At 42.5% G+C, this 23,750-nt stretch carries 20 protein-coding genes; 9 read left to right on the plus strand and 11 right to left on the minus strand.

The window, feature by feature from the left end:
- Nucleotides 1-135 precede the first annotated feature (135 nt).
- Nucleotides 136-1,191: a patatin-like phospholipase family protein gene (locus GW828_RS03625; RefSeq protein WP_273057873.1), complete on the minus strand. Its 1,056-nt coding sequence runs from the start codon at nt 1,189-1,191 to the stop codon at nt 136-138.
- Nucleotides 1,192-1,296: 105 nt separating this feature from the next.
- On the opposite strand from GW828_RS03625, the gene GW828_RS03630 reads away from it, so the two are divergent.
- Both GW828_RS03630 and GW828_RS03635 read left to right on the plus strand, forming a co-directional pair.
- Nucleotides 1,297-1,758, plus strand: a complete 462-nt coding sequence (locus GW828_RS03630; protein ID WP_182696771.1) for a NanQ anomerase/TabA/YiaL family protein — start codon at nt 1,297-1,299, stop codon at nt 1,756-1,758.
- Nucleotides 1,759-1,977: 219 nt separating this feature from the next.
- The gene (locus tag GW828_RS03635; protein ID WP_273057872.1) at nt 1,978-2,901 is read left to right on the plus strand and encodes a manganese-dependent inorganic pyrophosphatase; all 924 of its coding nucleotides are present in this window, start codon (nt 1,978-1,980) and stop codon (nt 2,899-2,901) included.
- A 93-nt stretch (nt 2,902-2,994) separates the two neighbouring features.
- On the opposite strand, the gene GW828_RS03640 is transcribed toward GW828_RS03635, so the two are convergent.
- From GW828_RS03640 to GW828_RS03655, 4 genes are all read right to left on the minus strand, one after another.
- Complete coding sequence (locus GW828_RS03640; RefSeq protein WP_273057871.1) at nt 2,995-3,399, minus strand: DUF1850 domain-containing protein; 405 nt, start codon at nt 3,397-3,399, stop codon at nt 2,995-2,997.
- The gene (locus GW828_RS03645; RefSeq protein WP_273057870.1) at nt 3,399-5,456 is read right to left on the minus strand and encodes a TRAP transporter permease; all 2,058 of its coding nucleotides are present in this window, start codon (nt 5,454-5,456) and stop codon (nt 3,399-3,401) included. The genes GW828_RS03640 and GW828_RS03645 overlap by 1 nt, the downstream gene beginning before the upstream one ends.
- A 100-nt stretch (nt 5,457-5,556) precedes the next feature.
- The gene (locus tag GW828_RS03650; RefSeq protein WP_124015156.1) at nt 5,557-6,510 is read right to left on the minus strand and encodes a TAXI family TRAP transporter solute-binding subunit; all 954 of its coding nucleotides are present in this window, start codon (nt 6,508-6,510) and stop codon (nt 5,557-5,559) included.
- 329 nt (nt 6,511-6,839) lie between these two features.
- Entirely contained in the window at nt 6,840-8,117 is a 1,278-nt protein-coding gene (locus tag GW828_RS03655; RefSeq protein ID WP_182722408.1) for a glycerophosphodiester phosphodiesterase family protein, read from the minus strand.
- A 163-nt stretch (nt 8,118-8,280) separates the two neighbouring features.
- Here GW828_RS03655 and GW828_RS03660 point away from each other — a divergent pair, with 163 nt between their 5' ends.
- The 4 genes from GW828_RS03660 to GW828_RS03675 all read left to right on the plus strand — a co-directional run bounded on the left by GW828_RS03660 (nt 8,281) and on the right by GW828_RS03675 (nt 12,698).
- Nucleotides 8,281-8,919: a DsbA family protein gene (locus tag GW828_RS03660; RefSeq protein WP_273057869.1), complete on the plus strand. Its 639-nt coding sequence runs from the start codon at nt 8,281-8,283 to the stop codon at nt 8,917-8,919.
- Nucleotides 8,920-9,124: 205 nt separating this feature from the next.
- Entirely contained in the window at nt 9,125-9,802 is a 678-nt protein-coding gene (gene mtgA, locus GW828_RS03665) for a monofunctional biosynthetic peptidoglycan transglycosylase (RefSeq protein ID WP_273057868.1), read from the plus strand.
- Nucleotides 9,803-10,117: 315 nt separating this feature from the next.
- Nucleotides 10,118-12,052, plus strand: coding sequence for a B12-binding domain-containing radical SAM protein (locus GW828_RS03670; RefSeq protein ID WP_182741220.1), 1,935 nt, complete (start codon nt 10,118-10,120; stop codon nt 12,050-12,052).
- Between the two features lie 211 nt (nt 12,053-12,263).
- On the plus strand, nt 12,264-12,698 hold the full coding sequence (locus GW828_RS03675; protein WP_124015161.1) for a dCMP deaminase family protein: 435 nt from the start codon (nt 12,264-12,266) through the stop codon (nt 12,696-12,698).
- An 80-nt stretch (nt 12,699-12,778) separates the two neighbouring features.
- Here the strand turns inward: GW828_RS03675 and GW828_RS03680 are convergent, their stop codons facing one another.
- Nucleotides 12,779-13,573: a transporter substrate-binding domain-containing protein gene (locus GW828_RS03680; protein ID WP_273057867.1), complete on the minus strand. Its 795-nt coding sequence runs from the start codon at nt 13,571-13,573 to the stop codon at nt 12,779-12,781.
- A 455-nt stretch (nt 13,574-14,028) separates the two neighbouring features.
- Complete coding sequence (locus GW828_RS03685; protein WP_124015163.1) at nt 14,029-14,784, minus strand: substrate-binding periplasmic protein; 756 nt, start codon at nt 14,782-14,784, stop codon at nt 14,029-14,031.
- 568 nt (nt 14,785-15,352) lie between these two features.
- On the opposite strand from GW828_RS03685, the gene GW828_RS03690 reads away from it, so the two are divergent.
- The 3 genes from GW828_RS03690 (at nt 15,353) to GW828_RS03700 (ending at nt 18,705) form a co-directional block, all read left to right on the plus strand.
- Nucleotides 15,353-15,844, plus strand: a complete 492-nt coding sequence (locus tag GW828_RS03690; RefSeq protein ID WP_273057866.1) for a protein tyrosine phosphatase family protein — start codon at nt 15,353-15,355, stop codon at nt 15,842-15,844.
- Nucleotides 15,845-16,639: 795 nt separating this feature from the next.
- On the plus strand, nt 16,640-17,614 hold the full coding sequence (locus GW828_RS03695) for a DUF1852 domain-containing protein (protein WP_124015165.1): 975 nt from the start codon (nt 16,640-16,642) through the stop codon (nt 17,612-17,614).
- A gap of 44 nt (nt 17,615-17,658) precedes the next feature.
- Entirely contained in the window at nt 17,659-18,705 is a 1,047-nt protein-coding gene (locus GW828_RS03700) for a methionine synthase (protein ID WP_273057865.1), read from the plus strand.
- A 68-nt stretch (nt 18,706-18,773) separates the two neighbouring features.
- On the opposite strand, the gene GW828_RS03705 is transcribed toward GW828_RS03700, so the two are convergent.
- From GW828_RS03705 to GW828_RS03720, 4 genes are all read right to left on the minus strand, one after another.
- On the minus strand, nt 18,774-19,787 hold the full coding sequence (locus GW828_RS03705) for a hypothetical protein (RefSeq protein ID WP_273057864.1): 1,014 nt from the start codon (nt 19,785-19,787) through the stop codon (nt 18,774-18,776).
- A 100-nt stretch (nt 19,788-19,887) separates the two neighbouring features.
- Entirely contained in the window at nt 19,888-20,421 is a 534-nt protein-coding gene (locus tag GW828_RS03710) for a hypothetical protein (protein ID WP_273057863.1), read from the minus strand.
- Nucleotides 20,385-20,795: a hypothetical protein gene (locus GW828_RS03715; protein WP_273057862.1), complete on the minus strand. Its 411-nt coding sequence runs from the start codon at nt 20,793-20,795 to the stop codon at nt 20,385-20,387. Before GW828_RS03715 ends, GW828_RS03710 begins: the two co-directional genes overlap by 37 nt.
- Nucleotides 20,796-21,057: 262 nt before the next feature.
- Complete coding sequence (locus GW828_RS03720; protein ID WP_124015170.1) at nt 21,058-23,742, minus strand: TonB-dependent receptor domain-containing protein; 2,685 nt, start codon at nt 23,740-23,742, stop codon at nt 21,058-21,060.
- Nucleotides 23,743-23,750: the final 8 nt, after the last annotated feature.

The following is a 23,750-nucleotide window of genomic DNA, read 5'->3' on the forward strand; positions in this document are numbered from 1 at the left end:
CAACAACTTAAGCAGTGTAAATAATGCTTATTACCGACGTCACCAGCCATTTACACTTGATCTTATTTCAATAGACCTAGTTCAATAAGACTATCTTTCACAAACGGCACAAAAAACACTCAAAGAGTGGCCACTTTACAAACGTTCAATACGATCCATTATCGTGCCAGAGGCGACTATCTCGGCAAATTCATCCGCTAATATTTGACTTTGTTGTACACTTTGCTGCCAATAAGCAATACGAGTTGGGGTATCTAAATGCTTAAAATCTTCACGGTCTGGAATTTTACTAAAGGGTAAACTGGCAATAAATTGCTTACTCGGTGCTAAAATTAAGCCATTGTGGTAATTGGCTTTGGCCTTGCGCCATAACAGGGATTTATCAAACCAGCCGGGGCTCATATAAGGATAAAAGTGCGGATATAAACTCAAGCCAGTTGCTGCGGGTAATGGCATATCAAAATGGTAATCGGTAATGCCGCCATCGTAATAATGGCCTTTTGGCGATCCTTGCAGATCTTTAACCGGATCAAGTAGCAACGGGATCGATCCACTGGCCAATAGTCCATGACGAATATTGTCTTGAGTTAATTCAACATGCTTAGTCGGCAAATCTTTTAAGCGCCTAAAAGGTGATGCATCATCTTTATGGCTCAGAATGACCCGCTCAAAATGCCAACCTAAGCTTTTACGATTAACCACATTACTCACAGCCGCCATCGACAGCCCAATCATTAAGCCAAACTTGGCCTGAATGCGATTTAAATGCCGAGCGCGGCACGCCACCATATGATGGCGAATTAACGGATTAGCAATAATATCAGCGCCTTGCTGCTCACCCAGAATACCATCCACAATGTGCAATACTTGGGCACTGACTTGTTCACGCGTTGGTTTTTTTTGGTAATCTTGATGGATATAAAAATGTTCTAATCTTTCATAAGCCGCTATGGGGTCTTGTTGTGCCATACAAGATAAGCGCCATGCGCCCGACGAGGCGCCCATGGTATAGAGCGGATCTTGGCGTTGTTTAAAAAACTCACTAAATAAATATTTATCTAAACCCGCTATCGCCAACCATTTAGGCCCGCCTGAAGCAGCAAAAATCTGGGTAAATAATGATTGTTGCAAGCCGTTCGCTTCAAGTTGTTCGTAAGCAGTTGGTCCAGCAAGTAAACGTAATGCAGGCAATGTACAATCCTTCTTATATTTGTAATGCTGATATCTTGCTAAAACTGTATGCTTTAACGCTAACACGCTATGATGTTTTTGTGATTATTATCTTACGGAATTTTTATGATTGTTGATACTTTAACTAACCGTCACCTATATACGTCACTCAGCCCGAGATTAGCCAAAGCCTTAGCCCATCTTGCCGAGACCGACTTTAGCCAACTTGAGGTAGGAAACTACCCAATCGAAGGCAAAGATATTTTCGTTATCATTAATGATTATGAAACTAAACCCAAAGAAACAGAGCCATTTGAAGTTCATCGTCAATATATTGATGTGCAATATGTGGTTAGCGGTGAAGAAGAGTTTGGCTATTTACCTTTAGCCAATCAAACCCCTTCTAAGCCATATTTTGATAAGCATGATTACGCCGAATTCGATTTTCAATCGAACCAAGATGACGCAGCATTTATTCCGCTAAAGGCGGGGATGTTTGCGCTATTTTTCCCTGGTGACATTCATATGCCTGGTACGAGCGCAACCCCACAGAAAGTTCGCAAAGTAGTCATTAAAGTTCGAATTTAATGGCCTTACATAAAAGATAGCTAAGTTCATATGTGCTATTTTAGGTTATAGAATACAATAGGCCTTGAGACTCTTAGCTTGGGGCTTTTTATTAATGGATGACTCAAATCATTAGTAATAATACTCCGGTGATGCGCTAAACAACTCAAGTGGTATTTTTTAATGCTATCAGGATTAATCCTTGTTAAAATCATGGTAACTTTATAGGAGAGTGTTTCAATGGCAATGTATGTAGTGGGTCACAAGATCCCTGATTCAGATTCAATTTGTGGTGCAATCGCATTAGCATATTTAAAAAACCAAATCGGTGAACCAGCTATTGCTGCCCGTTTAGGTGAGTTATCACCAGAAACCGCATTTATTTTAGAGAAATTTGGTTTTGAAGCACCTGAATACAAAACCAGCTATGCTGGTGAAGAAGTCTACATTGTTGACCATTCAGAAATTACTCAAGCACCAGATGATATTGCTCAAGCGACTATCGTCGGTATTGTTGACCACCACAAATTAGGCGATCTCACCACTTCTACTCCGCTAGAATGTTGGATTCGCCCAGTGGGTTGTAGCAACACAGTGATCAAAATGATGTACGATTTTTACCAAGTAAAAATTCCAGCAAACATCGCTGGCATCATGATGTGCGCCATTTTAAGTGACACTGTCATTTTCAAATCACCAACCTGTACCACTGCAGACATTCGTTGTGTCGAAGCATTAGCTGAAATAGCGGGTGTTGAAGACTTTAAAGAAGTCGGCATGGACATGTTTAAAGTAAAATCAGCAGTTGAAGGCACGCCAGCACGTGACCTAGTTATGCGCGATTTTAAAGACTTCAACATGAACGGTAACTTGGTTGGTATTGGCCAATTAGAAGTGATCGACTTGGCTGTATTTGACGACATCAAAGCTGATTTAGAAGCTGATATAGCTAAATTGAAAGTTGAAGGCAATCGTCACAGCGTATTATTACTGTTAACCGATATCATGAAAGAAGGTTCAGAAATGTTAGTGGTTTCTGATTCAGCAGATTTAACCGAGCGTGCTTACGGTAAGCCTACCGTTGATGGCCGCGTATGGTTAGATGGCGTATTAAGCCGTAAAAAACAAGTTGTACCTGCACTACAAGATGCGTTTGCAAAGTAAGTCGTGGTAAAAAATTCAATAAAAAAGCTGAATCAATTGATTCAGCTTTTTTTATGTCTAATACATCTTATCGGCATGGTTAACACACCAAACTCATACAGGTATATCACAGCCCCATAGCTCAATGGAGGGCTGTTTAGTGGTAGGCTCACCGACCCAAAAGCTCATTGGGTGGCATTGTTGCCCAGCCTGAGCCGATGAAACACATAACTGATAATCCCCCGCTTCTGGAGTTCGGCCTAACTTTAGGATTGGCAAAATAGGTAAATTGGGTTTGTAGTGCCAACTGCCATCTTTTAACACCGCATCGGCAGGAATTTCCATCCCTGCGCCACTGCCTTTTACCCTGGCTTGTTCTAAAATAAAACCTTCATTCGTTAAACGATAATCTTCGGCCCAACGAATTTTTTCAATCGTGTGCGTCCAAGACAGAGTCATTTGTTCAGCCGGCACTTGCGCCCAAATAGTACCAGCTAGCCCTAAACATAACCCTAGCATTATTGGTCCTGCGCTAAACGTTTGAGCTTACGAGCGCGCCATACGTGGTGTAAAATAAATGCCAGAGCTAAACCAAAGCCTAATTCATCACTTAATGGCGTTGCTAAAATCAAACAGCCACCAGCAACAAAGCCTAAAATACGTTCCCACCAATAAAGGTTTTGTAATAAGTAGCCAGTAAAAATCACCCCCCAAATACCAATAGCAACGGTTGCTTTAAGCACTACAAAAATAGTCTCTAGCACACCGCCACTTTGGAGCATTAACGCGGGGTCGTATACCGCCATAAAAGGAATAATAAACCCAGCAATCGCAATACGAATAGCCCACAAACTGATTTTTAAGCCTTTCTCTTTTGCTATTGGCGCGGCCGCGAAACACGCTAGCGCAACCGGTGGAGTCAGGTCAGCCATAATGCCAAAATAAAACACAAACATGTGCGACACAATTAACGGCACACCTAAGTCGAGTAATGCTGGAGCAGCTATTGAACTGGTAATAATGTAGTTAGGAATCGTGGGGATCCCCATGCCTAAAATAAGACAAGTTACCATGGTCAATACTAACGATAAAAACAGATTATCTTGGCCCACCGCCAAGATATATCCAGCAAAAGTAGAGGCTATACCCGTAAGTGAGACGATACCAATAATCACCCCCACCAGCGCACAGGCAATACCTACAGGCACGGCATGACGGGCACCTTCAACTAATGCATGTAAACATAATGCTAAGGTTTCTTTGCCGCCTTTAACAAACCAACACATCACCATCAGTATGGCAATGATGCCAAACATCACCCCTATGCCCAATTGAAAGAAGCCAGCACATAACACGCCAAGTGCTATCCAAAAAGCAAAACGCATCACAGCAGATGACACATTTAAAATTATCGCCGAACCTAAAATCACAATGGCGGTCAGTGCTAAACCTACCATGCCTGAAAACAGTGGCGTACGCCCAGAGAACAACAAGCCAATCAAAATAAATAACGGAATGAGTAAGTACCAACGTAACTTAATCGCCGCCCATGGATCAGGACATTGATCTTTGGGTAAGCCAGATAAATTGGCGCGTTTGGCCTCTAAATGCACCATCCAGAATACTGAGCAAAAGTACAATACCGCAGGGATCATCGCCGCTTTAGCAATTTCAATAAATTGCACGTTAATGGTTTCGGCCATAATAAAAGCCACAGCGCCCATAATCGGCGGCATAATTTGGCTACCCATACTGGACGTGGCCTCGACCCCGCCGGCAAAAGCTGAACGATAGCCAAAGCGTTTCATAAGCGGAATAGTAAACTGTCCAGTGGTGACAACATTAGCAACCCCCGACCCGGTAATGGTGCCCATGAGTGCCGATGACACCACAGACACTTTTGCTGGCCCACCGACTTTGTGACCAAATAAGCCCATGGCAAAATCGGTGAATAAACGGATCATTCCGGCTTGTTCTAAAAAGGCACCGAACAAAATAAATAAGAAAATATAAGTCGCTGAAACATAGGTTGGTGTGCCATATAAGCCTTCTGTACCAAAGGCTAACTGGTTAACTATTTGGTCAAAACCATAGCCCCGGTGCATTAATTCACCCGGTAAATATTCACCAAATAAACCATAAGCTAAAAACAAACCACAGATAATAGGCAGTGCAATGCCCATCACTCGCCTAGCCGCTTCAAACACTAACGCAACTAATACCACACCAATTATCATGTCATTTTGGGTTAAGTCACCAGAGCGTTGAATTAAGTCTGCTTCAAACACCCATTGATACACAGCAGTTGCCATACCCGCTAAACCGAGTAGCCACGCCAAAGGTTGCCATGGCTGACTCTTGCCCATACCGGGGTAACTTATAAACACCACTAATAATAAAAAACCCACGTGCACTGCGCGTAATACTTGGGTTGAAACCGGATGAAATGCAGCTGTGGTAATTTGAAAAATTGAAAAAATCAGCGCCACAAAAAACAATGCTTTTGGCCAATCGCGGGTATCTGCACTTAAGCCATGTTCAGACATAGTAGTCTGGTTATTGGATGGATCACTCATGGTACGCCTCTACACTTACTACAGCTAAAATCGGTGTGTCTAAAAAACAACTAAGCGCTTGCTTAAGGTTAAGCAAGCGCTCACAAAAAGAAGCATAAGATTACAGTGCATTCACTTCTTTGTAGTAACGTTCAGCACCTGGATGTAATGGGATGGGTAAGTTTTTAGTAGCCGTTTCTAAGCTTATATCTTTTGCCGCAGAGTGCGCTGTGCCTAAACGGTCAAGGTTTTCAAACATCAGCTTAGTCATTTGATAAGCAATTTCATCAGAGACCTTACTGTGGCTTACAAGTAAATTCTGAATCGCAACGGTACTGACATCTTCCGTTTGACCTTCATAAGTATTGGCTGTAATCACTCCGACTTGGTAAGCAGGATTATTGATTTTAGCCACCACATCAGCAGGGATCTCAACAAAGTTAATCGCCATTGTTGCTGCTAAATCTCGAATGGCTGCCATACCTAGGCCAGATGATTGCAACGTCGCATCCAATTGACGGTTTTTAATCAACTCAACAGATTCGGCATAAGGCAAAAACTCGACTTTAGCCATATCGTCATAGCTTAGGCCGGCAGCGCTGAAAATAGCGCGTGCGTTTAGCTCAGTACCTGATTTAGGGGCGCCGACAGAAATGCGTTTACCTTTTAAATCTGCAAGGCTATTAATCCCAGCGTCTTTATTGGCGACAATTTGAATAAAGTTTGGATAGGTTGCCGCAATCACACGTAACTTATCCAGTGGTTTGTTAAAGCCAGCGTCAGCATCACCAGCCCATGCTGCAGACACAGAATCACCTAATGCAAGGGCTAACTCACCTCGTCCAGCTTGTAATAAGTTAAGATTTTCAACAGAAGCTTTAGTCGCTTGAACAGAAGTTTTAGAGCCCTCAATACCCTTGCTATAGAGTTGTGAAAGTGCAACTCCAATAGGATAATACACACCACTGGTTCCGCCGGTGAGGATGTTAATAAATGTCGGCGCAGCCATAACAGCGGTACTAATAGACAGCGCAGCAGCTGCGCCAATCATGCAAAAACGTTTGGTTAATTTCATCCTGCAATATCCTTATTTTTTATATTGTTATCAGTATTATTGTGCTGTAACACTACCACTGTCATCCAATACTGCCTATATAGACTAAAGGCTAACAACATGGTTGTAGATTGAATTTATTTACTATTTCAGTCACTTCAATAATGCTTCGACACGTAACCTAGGCAATGATCATCACCCATTGTGTATCGCTAATCGAACCGTGAGTGATTAATACCGCACCATAACGAGTATAGTGAATAGAATAAAAAAGGTGCCAACAATGTTGGCACCTTTTAAGTCAATCCTGTTTACCCCATTTAAACGCGGGATAAGCATGCTGTTAAACATTACATATTCATGCAATTTGCATAATAAGTTACCGTTGCAGGCCAATCGGAAAACACACCAATAACACCAACATCTTTAGCCAGTACATCTAATAACTCAAAAGTGTCGCCTTCGTTATCTATCGCATCAGCAATGCTTTGATAATACCAACCGCCCCCACCTTGACTCAGTGGGCCGGAACGCTCAAGAGACCATGCGATAATTTTTAAGCCTGCTGCATTAGCCGCGTTAGCATATTCAGAAGGTATGATGGCCTTGTTATTATCTAAGGTGACTAACATCCATAAAGGTGGCGCGATAATTTTCACGCCATCAGCGGCTAAGGCATCCATACTCGGTGACCAAGTCGCGCTGTTTTGCGGATCAAATCCAGCCTGCTCATCACGTCCATCAAGGTAAACCGCCTGCTCGGCAAACTCTGGCGCATTGGCTATCCAATATTTTACATCGTCTAAATTAAATGACTGCGGGAATACCTGTGATGCATCGACACCTGCGGCGGCATATTCATCTAGCATTTTTTGGGCATAATCTTGCTGAGTAAATCCATCATAAGGCATGCTCACACTGGCCGATTTAAGCTCAGGGGTCATCTTTACACCTGCGGCTTTAAACAAGGCTATACTCTCAGCATGGGTCATTAAGGTGCCATTACCCGCATATAAATCGGTGCGCCAGTTTGGTGTACCATCAATAAACTCTGCAACCGTGGTGGCCTTAGGATTAAAGCCATCCATTTTGCCTTTTAAGGTTTTAAATTCAGCCAGCGTAATATCACTTGTACAACAGGTTGCTGTAGCACTCACGCCGTTAGCGGCATCGGCAGGTGAAAACGGCACCGAACATTTATTGGCAAGCTCAGGGATTGCGAGAATATTCGTCGTCGTTGCTAAGTCGCACTGTGAATGGCGACATACCAGCGCTTTGTCGGCTGTAAAAGTGACGTCACACTCAACAATACCGGCACCGGAATCAATAGCTGCTTGATAAGATTCTTTGGTGTGCTCAGGAAATTGCATCGAGGCACCACGATGGCCAATGGCAAAGTCAGTGCGGTAAAATGGTCCGGTCTCGCATTGGGCTAATTGAGTTTTTAATTCACTGTCTTGCATTTGATCGACTAAAAATAACGGCCTAGGGCCGACTTGCGCGACAACACTTTTATCTACCACTGCTGAAGCCGTGTCATTATTGTCGTTACTGTTACAGCCTGAGACCCATAACATACTGGTTAAAATAGAAATAATGCCCAGTGTTATACTTTTTTGCCCTGTCATTTTAGTACCTCCGTGTAGTAATGCTGTAATGCATTGTTTGTTAAAATTATCTTACGCAATGAATATGACTAAAATAGCGAACTAATATGACAATATTAGTATCTACTGTATTTAAGATAGATTGAGTTGCTAGGCTGCAAAGCAATTAATAAAGAGAACCATAATGTCAGATACAACACTCTATTATGTGCACGACCCTATGTGCAGCTGGTGTTGGGGATATCGCCCAACATGGGACACCCTCCAAGCCCAACTGCTGCAGCAATTTAACCAACAACTGACAATAAAATACTTAGTTGGCGGTTTAGCACCCGATTCTGAACTGCCTATGCCACAATCCATGCAGCAAATGCTCCAACAAACTTGGCACAAGATAGCTCAACAATTGGGGACTCAATTTAATCACGACTTTTGGCAGCACTGCCAACCTAGACGATCAACTTATCTAGCCTGCAGAACCACTATAGTTGCACGCCAATATGGACTTGAGCAGCAAATGATCAACTCAATCCAACAGGCTTATTACCTGCACGTGCGGAATCCATCTGATATTGGCACCTTAACATCTATCGCCACTCAATTAGGCATCCCGGCAGATCTTTTTAACCAGCAACTAAACGCCAGTGAAACAGAAGAGCAATTAATCACAGAAATTAACCTTGCCCGCCAACTGCCTATTCAAGGATTCCCCTCGTTAGTATTGATGGCTGCTAACAACGCCTATCCTATTAGGCTTGATTACCAACAATGGCAAACGAGTTTAGCCGACATCCGTACTATTTTAGCAAATCCTCCAGCTTGATGAGGTTGTCATAAGAACACATTTTTATGCCATGGCTTACTGTTGTGGCTTAATCCAATCGGTACACTGAGACCAGATAATCTGCCTTTTAGATATATAATCTGCACGACATTGATTAGCATTTGGTATTGATGGTTAATATCCTATACTCTTGCACGTCGAAAACGACACAGCCCAAAAGGCTAATGATAACAAGAGGCAGTGAATGGCAAATCGTAAACGAGGTTTTTTCGGTTGGACATGGTTTGTCATGTGGCGGTTGTTGCTATTACTGACGCTATTATTATTGCTGCTACGATTTGTGCCACCACCGACTACGTCATTTATGCTGCAAAGCCCTTATCCAGTTACCCAGCACTGGGTCAGCATTGATAAGTTGCCGTCGCAAATAGCGCTAGCGATGGTTGCCTCAGAAGATCAGCGTTTTCCAGAGCACTTCGGTGTCGATTTCACTGCTATCAGTAAAGCCCTTAACCAGTCAGACGATGGCGAAGGCCTTCGCGGGGCTAGCACTATAACCCAACAAACGGCCAAAAACCTTTTGCTATGGCCGGGGCGAAGCTTTATTCGTAAAGGTCTGGAAGCGGGTTTAGCCTTGAGCCTTGAGGTGATTTGGGGTAAAAAACGTATCTTAGAGGTGTATGTAAACGTAGCTGAGTTTGGCAAAGGAATTTACGGCGTAGAAGCAGCCAGCCAGCATTACTTTCATAAATCGGCACGCAATCTCACCAGTAATGAAGCCGCGCGGCTGGCAGTGCTACTACCAAGCCCTCGCAAACGCGATCCCAATAATTTAACCCCTTACCTTCGCCAGAGAGTCGTCTGGGTTGAACGACAAATGAAACAACTTGGCGCAGGCTATTTACGCCCTATTCTTGATTAACGCTAACACCTTAAAAAGGGTCAGATGAAGATTGAGTCCATCTGACTCGAACACTTTATCGGCAAGCCTCAGTATCCTAATCGCATGATTCGCAAACTATAAAGTTGACACTGACGACTATTCATCCTTGAGTGATGCTGCACAGAGTCAATCCTGATGAATTAAAGAGCTGATGCTCAATCAACCATTATCTAATTTACGGGGCTTTTTTACAGGCCATTTGTTAGAATTCATTATTATGTTGTGGCCGCAGTGTTTGCTGCCATTATTCTGCTTCGCAATAAGCATTCAGGTTTTACTATTTAAAGGCAGGTTATGACCGTTCTTCTAATGACTCCACCTATGACTCAGCTGAATACACCGTATCCAGCAACAGCGTATTTGACCGGTTTTTTACGCTCACGAGGCTATGAGGCGGTGCAACGAGATCCTGCGATTGAGCTGTTTCTTGAGATGATGACGGCGCCTGCGCTAGAGATTATTCGTCAGCACGTGGAAGAAAACTTCGAGCATTTTGAAGACGATGAACTGCCTGATGTTATCTTCAATTTTCTGGCTGAGTTTGAGCGTTATCATCTGACCGTAGAGCCCGCGATTCGTTTTTTACAGGGTAAAGACCCCAGCCTAGCGATGCGGATTAACTCGCGCCGCTTCTTACCTGAAGGCCCAGCGTTTGATGCAATTGCTCAAATGGAAGCCGTATCTGGCGATGTGTTGCAAGCGGCCTTTGGTAATTTAGGCGTACAAGATAAAGCTAAATATCTCGCCACCCTGTTTATCAATGATCTGTCGAACGTCATCACCCAAGGTGTTGACCCGTATTTTGAAGTCAGCCGTTATGGCGAGAAATTAGCAGCGGCCAACCCAAGCTTTGACAACCTTTACGACACCCTAATGGGCGAACCGAGTTTCAGCTCTGAAATTTTAGAGCAGTTGGTCGAGATGTATCTGGAAGACACACAACCAAGCGTAGTCGCACTAACCGTGCCGTTTCCCGGTAATATGCTCGGCGCGTTACGGATTGCGCAAACCTGTAAGGCCATTAACCCTGATATCCCTATCGTCATGGGCGGCGGGTTTGTTAATACCGAACTGCGCGCACTCAAAGACCCTCGGGTATTTGAGTTTGTCGACTATATCTGTCTAGACGACGGCGAACGTCCCTTAATCACCCTGCTGGAGTACTTTGAAGGTAAGCGTGAGATAGACGAGTTAGTGCGAACTTACTTTCTCGCCGAAGATGAAAATGGCCAACCTTATGTCCACTTAAATCAGAATGATCAGCTGCACGATATTCCGCAAAGCGAAGTCGGCGCACCGATTTACGACGGCCTGCCACTGGGCGAATACCTGTCTTTGTGTGAAATGCTCAACCCGATGCACCGAATTTGGAGTGATGGCCGCTGGAATAAACTGACCATAGCCCATGGCTGTTACTGGCGCAAATGCAGCTTCTGCGACGTTAGCTTGGACTACATCGACCGCTACGATACCGCAGGCGCCGATGTGTTGGTTGACCGAATTGTAGAGCTTATCGAAGAAACCGGACAAACAGGTTTTCATTTTGTCGATGAAGCTTTACCGCCAAAAACCTTATTTGCGTTTGCAAAACGCCTTATAGAACGTGGGGTCGTGATCAGTTGGTGGGGCAATATCCGTTTTGAGCGCACCTTTAGCCCAGACCGCTGCCAGTTACTGGCAGATTCTGGTTGTATCGCGGTCAGCGGCGGCCTTGAAGTGGCGTCAGACAGACTACTGAAACTAATGAAAAAAGGCGTGAGTGTTGAACGAGTCGCCCACGTGACTAAAGCCTTCAGTGACGCGGGTATTCTGGTGCATGCCTATTTAATGTATGGTTTTCCCACACAAACCGAACAAGAAACCATAGATTCATTGGAAATGGTGCGTCAGTTGATGCAGCAAGGTTGTTTCCAGTCCGCCTACTGGCACCGTTTTGTCGCCACGATCCACAGCCCTATCGGCATCAACCCAGAGCAATTTGGCATCACCCTTGCTGAACGTCCTGAAATCTTATTCGCTGAAAACGATGTCGACTTCACCGACCCAACAGGTACCGATCATGACATGCTTGGCGAAGGGCTACGTAAAGCGCTTTACAACTATATGCACGGTATCGGTTTTGATCAGCCGATGAGCTTTTGGTTTAACCAGCCTCTCGCACGCACTACGATGAAAAAAGACCTGATATCAAAAGCTGTGAATAATTTTATTTTGAGCCATGAAGAGTAAGTTCGGGCTCTCTCATTGGAATAAGTCAACGCAACCTAAAGAATTGGCAGTCAAATTCAGCTTTACAGGCGCACTATGACCCTACTTATGTAACAAAGGATAAGTGGGTCCAAGATTAGAATATTGAAGGTTGAAGGTTGATTTATCAATGTTCTGCATAGAGAATAGCTGCCAATTAAAGCGATACATAAAGCATAGGAATAGCAATAAGATGATGACAAAATGGGCGATACGCTTTTTACAAATGGCCGAGCTCGTAGCATCTTGGAGTAAAGATCCCTCCACCCGAGTTGGCGCAGTAATCACCGAAAACAATCGCATCGTCTCTTTAGGCTTTAATGGCTATCCTCACGGAATATCTGATAGTGCTGAAACCGATAACCGTGAAATGAAACTGCTAAAGACGCTTCATGCAGAAGAAAATGCCATTCTCCATGCAAAACGAGATCTCAGTAGCTGTGAGATTTGGGTGACCCACTTCCCTTGTCCAAACTGCGCCGCCAAGATTATCCAAACTGGATTGCGCGCCGTGCATAGTCCACAACCCAATGAGGATTACCTGTCACGCTGGGGAGATAAGATTAAAGTCAGCCAAGATATGTTTGAGCAAGCTGGCGTTCAAGTCGATTGGATGCAGCTAGATTAACTAAGCAGGGACTATGCTCATAAGTGGGGGCAGAACGAATGAGCCAAGTGAATAAACTTAACCGTGGGTAGCTCGATGCATCAGTCGTTGAGTTCGGGTAACAACTCACGTATTGCCTGATTCAGACGAGCCATAGTCTCTGCATCTACGCTTTTGGAACACATAAGGTAACGATTAAGTCCTGGCGGCATGTCAGAATAATACATTGGCAACAAACCCATGGCACTGATTTCACCCATTCGGTTGATATAATCATAATCTTCCCTGTCTATAAGCATATAGTCGGCCCCATGATTGAGTGACACCATCTTAGCCAAACTCTCCACGGATCGCGCCGAATCTGTTACAGAATGACTTTTACTCTCTATCACCAGATCAAGCTCAGGGCCATAGGACACGTGGGCAACCACGCCGAGCTTGAGTCGTGGATCTTCGAACAATGAACTTAAGCTCTGGTGTTGTTTTACAAGCTCGATAACCCTGGGGGCCACTAGCACCATATGCGGCCTATCTTTATGGATCACCAGAGAAAAATTTGCATATAACTCCCGGTAGGCCAGCTTATACCAGCTGGGGGAGCAGATAGCTTCACTGTCGTTCTGAATATTAGCAAAAATACGCTTCACCGGGACTTCTGAATAAGTTGCTGCAACACCGGCACGGCGGAAGATCTCCTGGGTCATATCGATAATAAAGCCGCGAGGTTGACCACTTTCGCTATAAGTGTAAGGAGGCTTATCACGATACTCAACTCTTACCCCTGGCGTAGCCCAAGCTTCCAGAGTAGAGCAAACAAGAATTAGAAGTGCGAGCTTTCGCATATATAGAAAATCGAAGGTGAGGAGAGTCGTTGAACAATAAACGACAATGCTCATTTTCGCAAATAGAAACCAAGCTAGGGTAACTCGGTATAATTTTGCAAACTCACTAAGGTTGCTGTTTACGATGAATAAGTGACACAGTCCAACCCGTACTAGCCCGAATGGGCTAAGGATAAGGTTATCCGCATGGGGGTGACAATTGACAGGCACAGTGGTACGGATTTCATTGGGGTACCCCATTCAAAAGAATGCATGCATAGCCTGCCTCTTTGATGAACATCAGCGCAGTACAATCGCTTATAGCAGGATGAGTCGCATCAAACGTAACAACAAGGGAGAACCGTTAAATAGATAGCTTAGGCAATAGTCTTAGATCAAGAGCCTTCGGTGAGAGACGATGGTCTTAATTCACCGAAAGCGTCTATGTTTGAGTGACTATATATTGTCTTCAGTATCTTGCTCGCACAAGGCTGAATGGATGTAGAATGACTAACTATAGCGGCACACAATTACTGCCAATCACTGATCCCATAAGATGATAATATTTTATTGAATTCGCCCGATGCCCTCAGTTTTGCCGTTCCCTCATCAATCAACTTGATGTAGCCAGCAGACGTTGCCTTTGCCGGACTGCAGGCAATATACATTTCTGTCGCCTCGCCCAAAGAGCCCGCCGCAACTATGCCACTAACGCCCATATCTTTAAGTTTTGCCCCCATGACACTGGGAGATTCGGCAACAGCATTTACCCTTCCTGCCTGGAGTTTCTTAATGTTGTTTTCAAGGCCATTATTGGCACCTATGGCATCAAACACACTGGGGTTCTCTGTCACATATTTATCAAATTCATCACCGTAGGCATAACCTTTAATTATCGCAATCTTATTTCCTTGTAGTGATGACAGTCCAGTGTAAGTCCAGCTACCTCCTGCTTTAACAAAAAATACCGTACTGTCCATTCCCCACGGTACCTGAGGATATATAAAATCTGGCGCGTCATCTTTGTAGGCACCCACCACACAGTCAAATTCGCCCTTACGTACTGAATCAACAGCGCGCTCCCAAGGCATTAATTTGTAATCCACCGTATGACCTGCCGCAGTAAAAATATTGGTTGCTAACTCAATCATGTAACCTGGTTGCTTAGCATTGGGTTGGCCATTCATGGGAAACCAATTGTCGGCTCGGATGCTAATGGTATCCGCCAATACTGCACTACTGCTAAGCACAGAAACTAAGATAAATGACTTTGTAAATGTCTGCATAACACGTCCTTTGATGAGTTTTTTGTCTTGTCTTACTTTAAAAGTAGACTGGATAGTGACACTAAGCAATTTGGAGTCGATATAGACAAGTTTTAACTCGACAATGATATTTAACCAATCGATATCTATTTCACTGTGTTTAACGATGAAAAATACATTAAACAGCCTTGATACTGATTAGAAAACCAACCCTGAACGGATTGTTACTCAAGCGAAAGGACAACTTGAAATACCGAGCAATTTATACAACTATTCACACAACAATTGCTCAATAATGAGATTCAGCAGCAGTGACAACAAAAATAGCCTGTGCCCGTTAACTGTCAATTTAAGGATTACTATCACTGGTATTAATTGCAGATAATTGCGCATATCCGACACGCTTAACTATCATCAATGATTAACCAGCTTAGCGGAAATTCGAAACGTGTTATTACATATTCAATCAATCTGAGGGATCCACATGAATATACTGCAACGCTATTGCGTACTGTCAGCTAGCTTATTGATCTGTTGTTTCTTTTTTAGTGCGCAAGTGTTCAGTACGGATATGAACAAAGGAGGTAGCATGACTCATATTGACACCAGTAAACTTGGCGACATAAAAGCGGTTAAATTTAATAACCAACAAGTGATTACCGCGGGTTTGCCCACAGAGCAGCAATTTGCACTACTCGCTCAAGCAGGTATCAAAACGGTGATTAATCTCATTCCTAATGACAACCCAAATGCATTAAAAAATGAGCAGCAAATAGTGACTCAGCTAGGGATGAATTATCACAATATTAGCGTGGACTGGCAGCATCCTACAAAAGAAGATGTTGAGCAGTTTTTTAGCCTGATGAAGCAAAATGGCGACGCTCCAGTGCTAGTCCATTGCGCAGCAAATTATCGTGCGTCAGCATTTTATTATTTATACCAAACCACACAATCTAAAGCACCTTCAATGGCCGATGCGCTAACGCCTTGGGGCGACTTACAACAAAGCTTTGCTGAATATCCTCAGTGGCAAAAACTGATTGAAGACGTTAAACAGCAATATCAAGCCGAACAACAGTAATGTAAATATTGCGAGCACATTAGCTGAAACCGACAAACTTTTCGATTACCTCTTTGAGAGTTCTTAACTTCAAACCTATGAAAATACAATGGATTGAAGACTATTTATAAAAGAAAAGAATACTTGAGAATGACAAGACGTCAGGCTAGTTTTCGGTGGCAGGGTCGCTCTTTGGCACCTGACCCATATGGATATGGGGAATGTCAGTTGATGTAGAGAACATTATTGACCATGCCGCCACGACATTCGTGATTCCATTCACATCAGCTCCCCGTGGAAAACGTTAGAATTTTCACTCTTTACAAATCAGATGGACCGAAGCTGACTACAAATGAAGTTAAAAGCGGGATCTATTTCGTCACCATTTTTTCGCTGCTGTTGTTTGGTTAGATAGTGAAAATGTTGCAGGTTTTAGTACAAAAATATCTCCAGTCTCTTCAATAAGCAGTGGCTAACAAGGTCAGATAGCCTGTTATTCAATGCTCATATTATCCAAAATTGTCATCCGACACCGTAAACTATGTCTAGGTAATCACGCTTAATTATAATCATGAATCCTGCTCATGTAGCAGGTGAAATAAAACCGTTTTTCTTCATGTTCCGACCCACGTATAAATAACTCATGCTTTTAGCGCCAAACAATATTACAGCTGCTCCCTAAGTAAGCCATCAGGCACCAAGCAAACAAAGCTGTAACAGCGACTTGCTCAGAAAATCAGTACGAATAGAACATATCGATAAAGAGCAAAACATACATTCCGGCTTTTAAATCACAAAATTGGATACCAGATCATCATGAATAAAGATTTCACATTTACGATTAAGAGCATTTGTCTCGATGAAAATTATCATCCATCAAACAATACACGTATCACCACCAACTTTGCTAATTTGGCCAGAGGAAGCTATCGCCAAGCAAACTTGCGCAACGCGTTGAAGATGATTGACAACAGTTTTAATGCCTTAGCGAATTGGGATAATCCTAAAGGCGATCGTTACTCAGTCGAACTTGAAATCATTTCTGTTGATATGGATATTGAAGGCAGTGGTAAAACCTTCCCATCGATTGAAATATTGAAAACGAATATTGTAGATCATCAAACTAATCAACGCATTGAAGGTATTGTAGGAAATAATTTTTCCTCTTATGTGCGGGATTATGATTTTAGCGTATTACTGCAGGCTCATAATAAAGACCAGCCCAACTTTAGTATTCCAGATAACTTTGGCGAGCTGCATGGCAAGCTGTTTCAGTATTTTGTTAATTCAGATGCTTACAAACAAAATTTTAACAAAACGCCTGTTATCTGCCTTAGTGTTTCAGATAACAAAACCTACCATAGAACTGAAAATCAGCATCCTGTATTGGGTGTTGAATACCAGCCAAACGAGTCGTCTTTGACTGAGCAATATTTCAAAAAAATGGGCCTACAGGTACGTTATTTTATGCCGCCAAATAGTGTTGCGCCGTTGGCTTTCCATTTCTTTGGTGATCTACTTAATGATTACACTAATCTTGAGCTTATAAGCACCATCAGCACCATGGGAACCTTTCAAAAAATCTACCGACCAGAGATTTATAATGCGAATGCCGCTGCTGGAAAGTCCTATCAACCCAATTTAAAGAACCAGGATCATTCATTAACGCAAATTGTTTATGATCGAGAAGAACGTAGCCAGTTGGCTAATGAGCAGGGAAAGTTTGCTGAAAAACACTTCATCAAACCATATCAAACGGTGCTTGAGCAATGGTCTGCCAATTACGTTTAATCGCTGCGTTTAATAATTACACCCAATATACGGCATGATTTATTATGAAAAAACTTATTAACAAAAGAATACTACCCACTTCAACTGCAGGCAGTTTACCTAAGCCTTCTTGGCTCGCTGAACCCGAAACACTTTGGTCACCTTGGAAACTACAAGGTGAAGAATTAATTAAGGGCAAACAAGACGCGTTACGTTTGTCATTACAAGATCAACAACATGCAGGCATTGATATTGTTGGTGATGGTGAGCAAACACGCCAACATTTTGTGACTACGTTTATTGAGCATCTTAACGGCGTTGATTTTAATAAACGTAAAACCGTTAAAATTCGTGATCGCTATGATGCCAGTGTACCAACGGTTGTCGGCCCGGTTAGTCGCCAAAAATCAGTTTTTGTTGAAGATGCCAAGTTTTTACGTCAGCAAACCACACAGTCCATTAAATGGGCTCTGCCAGGTCCCATGACAATGATAGATACGCTTTTTGATGACCATTATAAAAGTCGCGAAAAGCTAGCGTGGGAATTTGCTAAAATTCTTAATCAGGAAGCCAAAGAATTAGAAGCGGCAGGTGTTGATATTATTCAATTTGATGAGCCAGCATTTAATGTCTTTTTTGATGAGGTAAATGATTGGGGGATTGCTTGTTTAGAAAGAGCCATTGAAGGACTAAAGTGCGAAACAGCTGTGCATATTTGTTATGGCTATGGCATCAAAGCCAACACAGATTGGAAAAAAACACTGGGTTCAGAGTGGCGACAGTATGAAAAAGCTTTCCCTAAACTACAGCAGTCTAATATCGATATTATCTCACTAGAATGCCACAACTCTCATGTGCCCATTGAGCTGCTTGAACTCATTCGAGGTAAAAAAGTGATGGTTGGTGCCATAGATGTAGCAAGCAATACGATTGAAACACCAGAGGAAGTCGCCAATACCCTGCGAAAAGCACTTCAGTATGTCGATGCCGATAAACTATATCCATGCACCAACTGTGGCATGGCGCCCTTACCCCATCATGTCGCAAGAGGTAAGTTACATGCCTTGAGTGCAGGGGCTGAAATTGTTAGAAAAGAGCTCTCGGCCAAGTGATTGTTAAACCTTAGGGGTTAACATTTATTCAATTTAGGCGATTTCATCGCAGCGCGGGCGCAAATCACCTAAAATTGAGTTCGATAAGCCTTTAAATCAACTTTATACAATGGCGCAGGTAGATTTTCAGACGTGATGTAAATACTGCGGCCATCTTGACTAAAACCCACCGCTTCGGCTTGTCTGATATTGGGTAAATTGATCTGTTGTGGCGGTGAAGAAAACAGCGTTAACCAATCGCCTGGCTCTGTTTGAGTAAAATAGAACGCGTGAGTGTAGGTTAATACCACCGCCGATAAGCCATCAGCAGAAATGTCCATTGCCGTAGGCTTTCCGGCAAAACCTATCCAAGTATAGATACTGGTGTAATCGAGCATCGCCGATGGTAACGGCGCTATCTCGCCCAACTTTTTTGCTTGCCTGTTGAACTGTTTAGTTGAATTAGCGGCTAGATTGTTAGCTGAATGGTTTGATTCAGTTTGTCCTAAAGCAGGATCGATCAATGGCAACTCATACAAAATCGGCAATTTATCGCGTTTAGTCAGTAGCAGTATTTTTTGCTTGGCAACATCAACCGCTACAGATTCACTATCGTGAGCACCATCTCCATAGGTAAATGTCATACTCCAACTGGGTTTGACCGAGAGTAGTTTATTACCGTGTAATTGACTCAAATCAGGCTCTTTGATCAGATGTAATTGATACTGCGATCGTTGCGCCTGGTTATCACCGATATCGGCGATGAGTAAATAAGACTGATTGTGATACGTAAACGAGGCTATATCTTCCCAATCGATACTTTTTACCCCTTCAACGTTAACCGTTGCCAGTTGCTTGCCGCTTGAATCAATCGCAAACAATCGCGCCGAATCGCCGCTATCATTATGTACCCATAAGACCTTGTCATTAAGTCGCGATGTGGCTAAACCACTGGCCTCATCAATATCAGATGACACAATCGTACCGGCTTGAGTGAGCCCTAGAGGCATAGCACAAGCACTGGCTGATAACGTCAAAATTAAGTATAAAAACAGAGAACGACGGTTAAACATAAGATTATTGACTCGAACTGCAGCTTGCAAAAAGTAGCCGTATTCTAACAACAATATCAGTGACTATTATTAAAAAAATAAAAAAATCGATTAACTTATGTTAATCGACTTTATAAAGATTACTAATTAATTATAACCACGCTCGTTCAAATGCATTGATCATATCAAATGGCTGATGAATACCTTCCACTAGCTGTAGTTTATTTTTGTACTCAACAGGTAAAGAATCATATTGCTTCTGAGCTCTTAACTCCGAAGTAGAAAAAATTAACAATTTGATCTTATCTATTTCTTGTGTGACAAAAGTATTCTGTTCTGTCTTATTTTCATTTTCTAAATCTAGAAGCACTTGGAGTAACTCAGTATATTCATCACCCACGCACATCCGTATCGCTTTAAGATGTAAATAGCCTAAAGCCTCACCAACTGAAACTGGTAACTGTTTTAGAGTGGCAATGCTGCTATCAGATAATTGATTCTTTTTTGACATGGTTAAACATTTATTATGTTTGACTTCAAAGGCTGTAAACTTATCACCCAGTAAATCAATACCGAAATCTAAGAACTCATCAGCTAAAACAACTGAAGGAAAAATAGTTAGAATAAAAAATAAAATCGATAATATTTTCATTTTGCTTTGCAACCATAATGAACTGATTTCCAAAAAACTCTCTCCTTTGATGAAATTTCAGATCTTAACATTTGCATACCAGCAATAGTTTCAATTTGATTGTTAGCAAACCTATCAAGCGAAGAGAAAGTCTTAAAAAAATACTCCCAATTTGTAGAAAAAATACTATACGAAGTTTGACTTGAATCACTAGACACAGATTTAAACACTAAACTCTTTTCAATTACATTATTTGACGCTTTGGCATTAACTCCTAAACCACCAAAAATAAGAAGTAATTGGCCAATTAATGTAACCCACAAACCTGTGTCTTTAGTTTTTAAAATATCATTTATCGAATTTATTGCTTCAATACTCTTAGTATCAAGCTGAAGATCTACAATCGTTGGACAAACTTTCCTATCCATAATAAGCAATCCATTAATTTAAGTTTGAATTATAAAATAACAAAAAAAAATCATAAAAAAAAGCTTCTACTATTTACACTATTACTTGTAATGTAAAGAGAATGCATATTTATCAAATAACCTAACTACAATGATAATTTGAAACTAAAAAGGCCACTTTCTTTGTTCCGAAGAAAGTGGCCGTGCACATTTTTAGCGATTGAAATGATGAGTAAAAATCACTAAAAACCAGTACTCTTCTAAGTCTTAAAACTAACGCGTATTAGTATTGATAACTAAACTGCAAGGTAAATTCAGTGCCAGGATCTTTGGCATAAACTTCAATATCTTGCTGTTGGTATTCCGTAGTTTCACCTAAGATATTCTTCGCTTTTAACTTCACAGTAGTGCTGGTTGTCGGGAAGAAACTATAGGTAAAATCTAGGCTGTGAAATGGCTTTTCTAATACATCATCTAAACCACCACGTCCGCCGTAGGCAATGCGTTCGCCAAACACGTTATATACCAATGTAGCACTGTGATAACTGTCTGATGAGTCGTAACTTAATTGTAAGTTAGCCACCCATTGTGAATGCCCAGTCATACGACGCGTTTGATTGGTTGGGTCAATTTCGCCATTAGCAGCGATATTGATTTCTGAGTCGCCAAGGGTTAAGTTCCCCGCCACAAAGAAGTCTTCCCAAATACTGCCTTCGCTGCCCAAAAACGCCAATTCTTGTAAAAACTCGGTTTCAAGACCATACACATAACCCGACTCGGCATTATAAAACTTCAGCTGACGGCCGGCTTCTGAAATACGTTGAATAGGTTCAATCGGTGCGTCTACATCCTTATAGAATGCGCCCATACTGAAATTGTTACCCGAATCTGAGTAATATTCCCAACGTAAGTCGAAGTTTAGAATGTCGGAGCTCTTAAGTTCTGGATTACCGAAGAAATCAAAATCGGTAACCGGATCTTGGAAGCGAACTGGCGATACTTCACGGAGATCTGGACGCACTATGGTTTTACTTGCGCCTAAACGCCACTGAGTGGTGTCGGTTTGTTTCCAGGTTAATGATAACGACGGGAACCAACCATCTTCAGCGATGGCGTAATCCGCCAAATCGTAACGGCCACCTTCATCTGAAATCTGTCCATTTGGGTCAATAGGCAAAGTGACACGGCGAAAGTCTTCGTAGCGAAGACCAGCATAGACTCGCCATACATCGTCAAAGTCGATGTCCATGCTGACAAACGCAGCATCGTTTTTCTCGGCGGCAATGTAGTCTTCAGTATCGGTTGACGCGTCTTTTAGCTCTAGCCCTAGAGTATTGTCGTTGATATTTTTATCAGAGAAAATATCATTAAAGTCGCCGGATAAAATACCACCGTTAACATCTGTTGGGCTTAAATCAACATCAAAACCTAAGCGGGTAGCATAGCTTTCTCGGGTGCGTTCAAAGTATTCATAACCCGTTGTCAGTTTAATTACTGTGGCATCTAAATTGATTGGGTAAGTAAAGTCCCAGGCGTAATTTTGAGTGTTATCTTCTAAGCGACTGTAGACATACTTAGGTGCATCTTGAGTGTTAAGATTGCGAGAGAGTAACTGGTTGTTTGCATCTAAAATCACGTTATAGGTATACGACACTTCATTGGGTGCATAACGCTCAGAACGTGCATCAGAAAACTTCCAATTAAATTCAGCGTCATTCAAATATTCAATGAAATGATGACCTTTTATTTGATTGCTGATTAACGAACGTTCTTCGTAATCAATAGCATAAACTTGCAGTGCATTAGGCTCGCCTAAGGTATCGATAGTTTCTTCAATACCCGTTGATACGTCATCTGAGGTATCTTGAAGATAAGTGGTGAAGGTTTCGATTTTATGGTTGTAGCCAATTTCTAAACCTAAGTTCAACATGCCAGACACTTGCACTATCGAATCGGTGCCAACAATATCTTTTTGGTTTTCAACTTGCACTTGGCTGCTGTCGCCATCAAGTTCAACTTCACGTTTAGTGTAATTTTCAGCTTGTTTCTTGTACGACACCGCAGACAAAGCACCAAAAATGATGTCGTCGCTAATGTCCCAACGATCACCAATGGCAATATCACCGCGCACGGCAGGATCAGTACTTTGACTTTGTAGCGTCATGTCGCGATACATATCTAACGCTAACTCACGGTTAATTTGTTGCGCCGCAGGATAATTAATCGCTCCATTTGAGCCACTGACGATATCAATCGGGCTGATGCCACCGTATTGATCAATAGTATTATTAATGTTGCTTGGCATACCGCGGGTGCCATCGTCTTGGCCAGTCCAATCATCGCCACCACCGTTATAGGTGTAGCTGTCATTCGAGTCATTAGTGTTATAACGACCGCCCACAGAAGCTTTAAAAAAGAAGTCTGCAGGGATAGATTTAGTACGAATATCCACATGTCCGCCACCAAATGCTGCTGGCGCATTGGCTGACGCTGACTTTTGCACCGATAACGATTCAATGATCGACGCTGGGAACATATCCAGTGGCACTACGTTACGGGTTGGATCCGGTGAGGGTACAGTCGCGCCGTTAAGCGAAGTACTTGAATAACGTTCACCCAGACCACGAACATAGATAAATTTACCATCTTTTAAGGTCAAACCTGTCACACGACGAAGCGCTGCTGCTGCATCACCGTCACCGGTTCTTGAAATTTGTTCTGAGCCCATAATATCGGCTACAGCAATTTGTTCACGACGCTCTTCGGTTGCTTCTGATGCTGAGCTGCGTAAACGCCCTGTCACTGAAATCACTTCAATGGGTTCAATTGGAATCACTTCACCAGGATCACGAACAGGCGCGGGTTCTTGCGAGTATACGGGGGTTGTGGTTAATAACGTTGCCGCAGAAATCACAGAGATAATGGCAAGGCTTAACTTATTAACGGTAAAACTCGGCTTGGTTTTCATACTTATAC

It is taken from the genome of Shewanella vesiculosa (assembly GCF_009994065.1).
Lineage (GTDB): Bacteria > Pseudomonadota > Gammaproteobacteria > Enterobacterales > Shewanellaceae > Shewanella > Shewanella vesiculosa.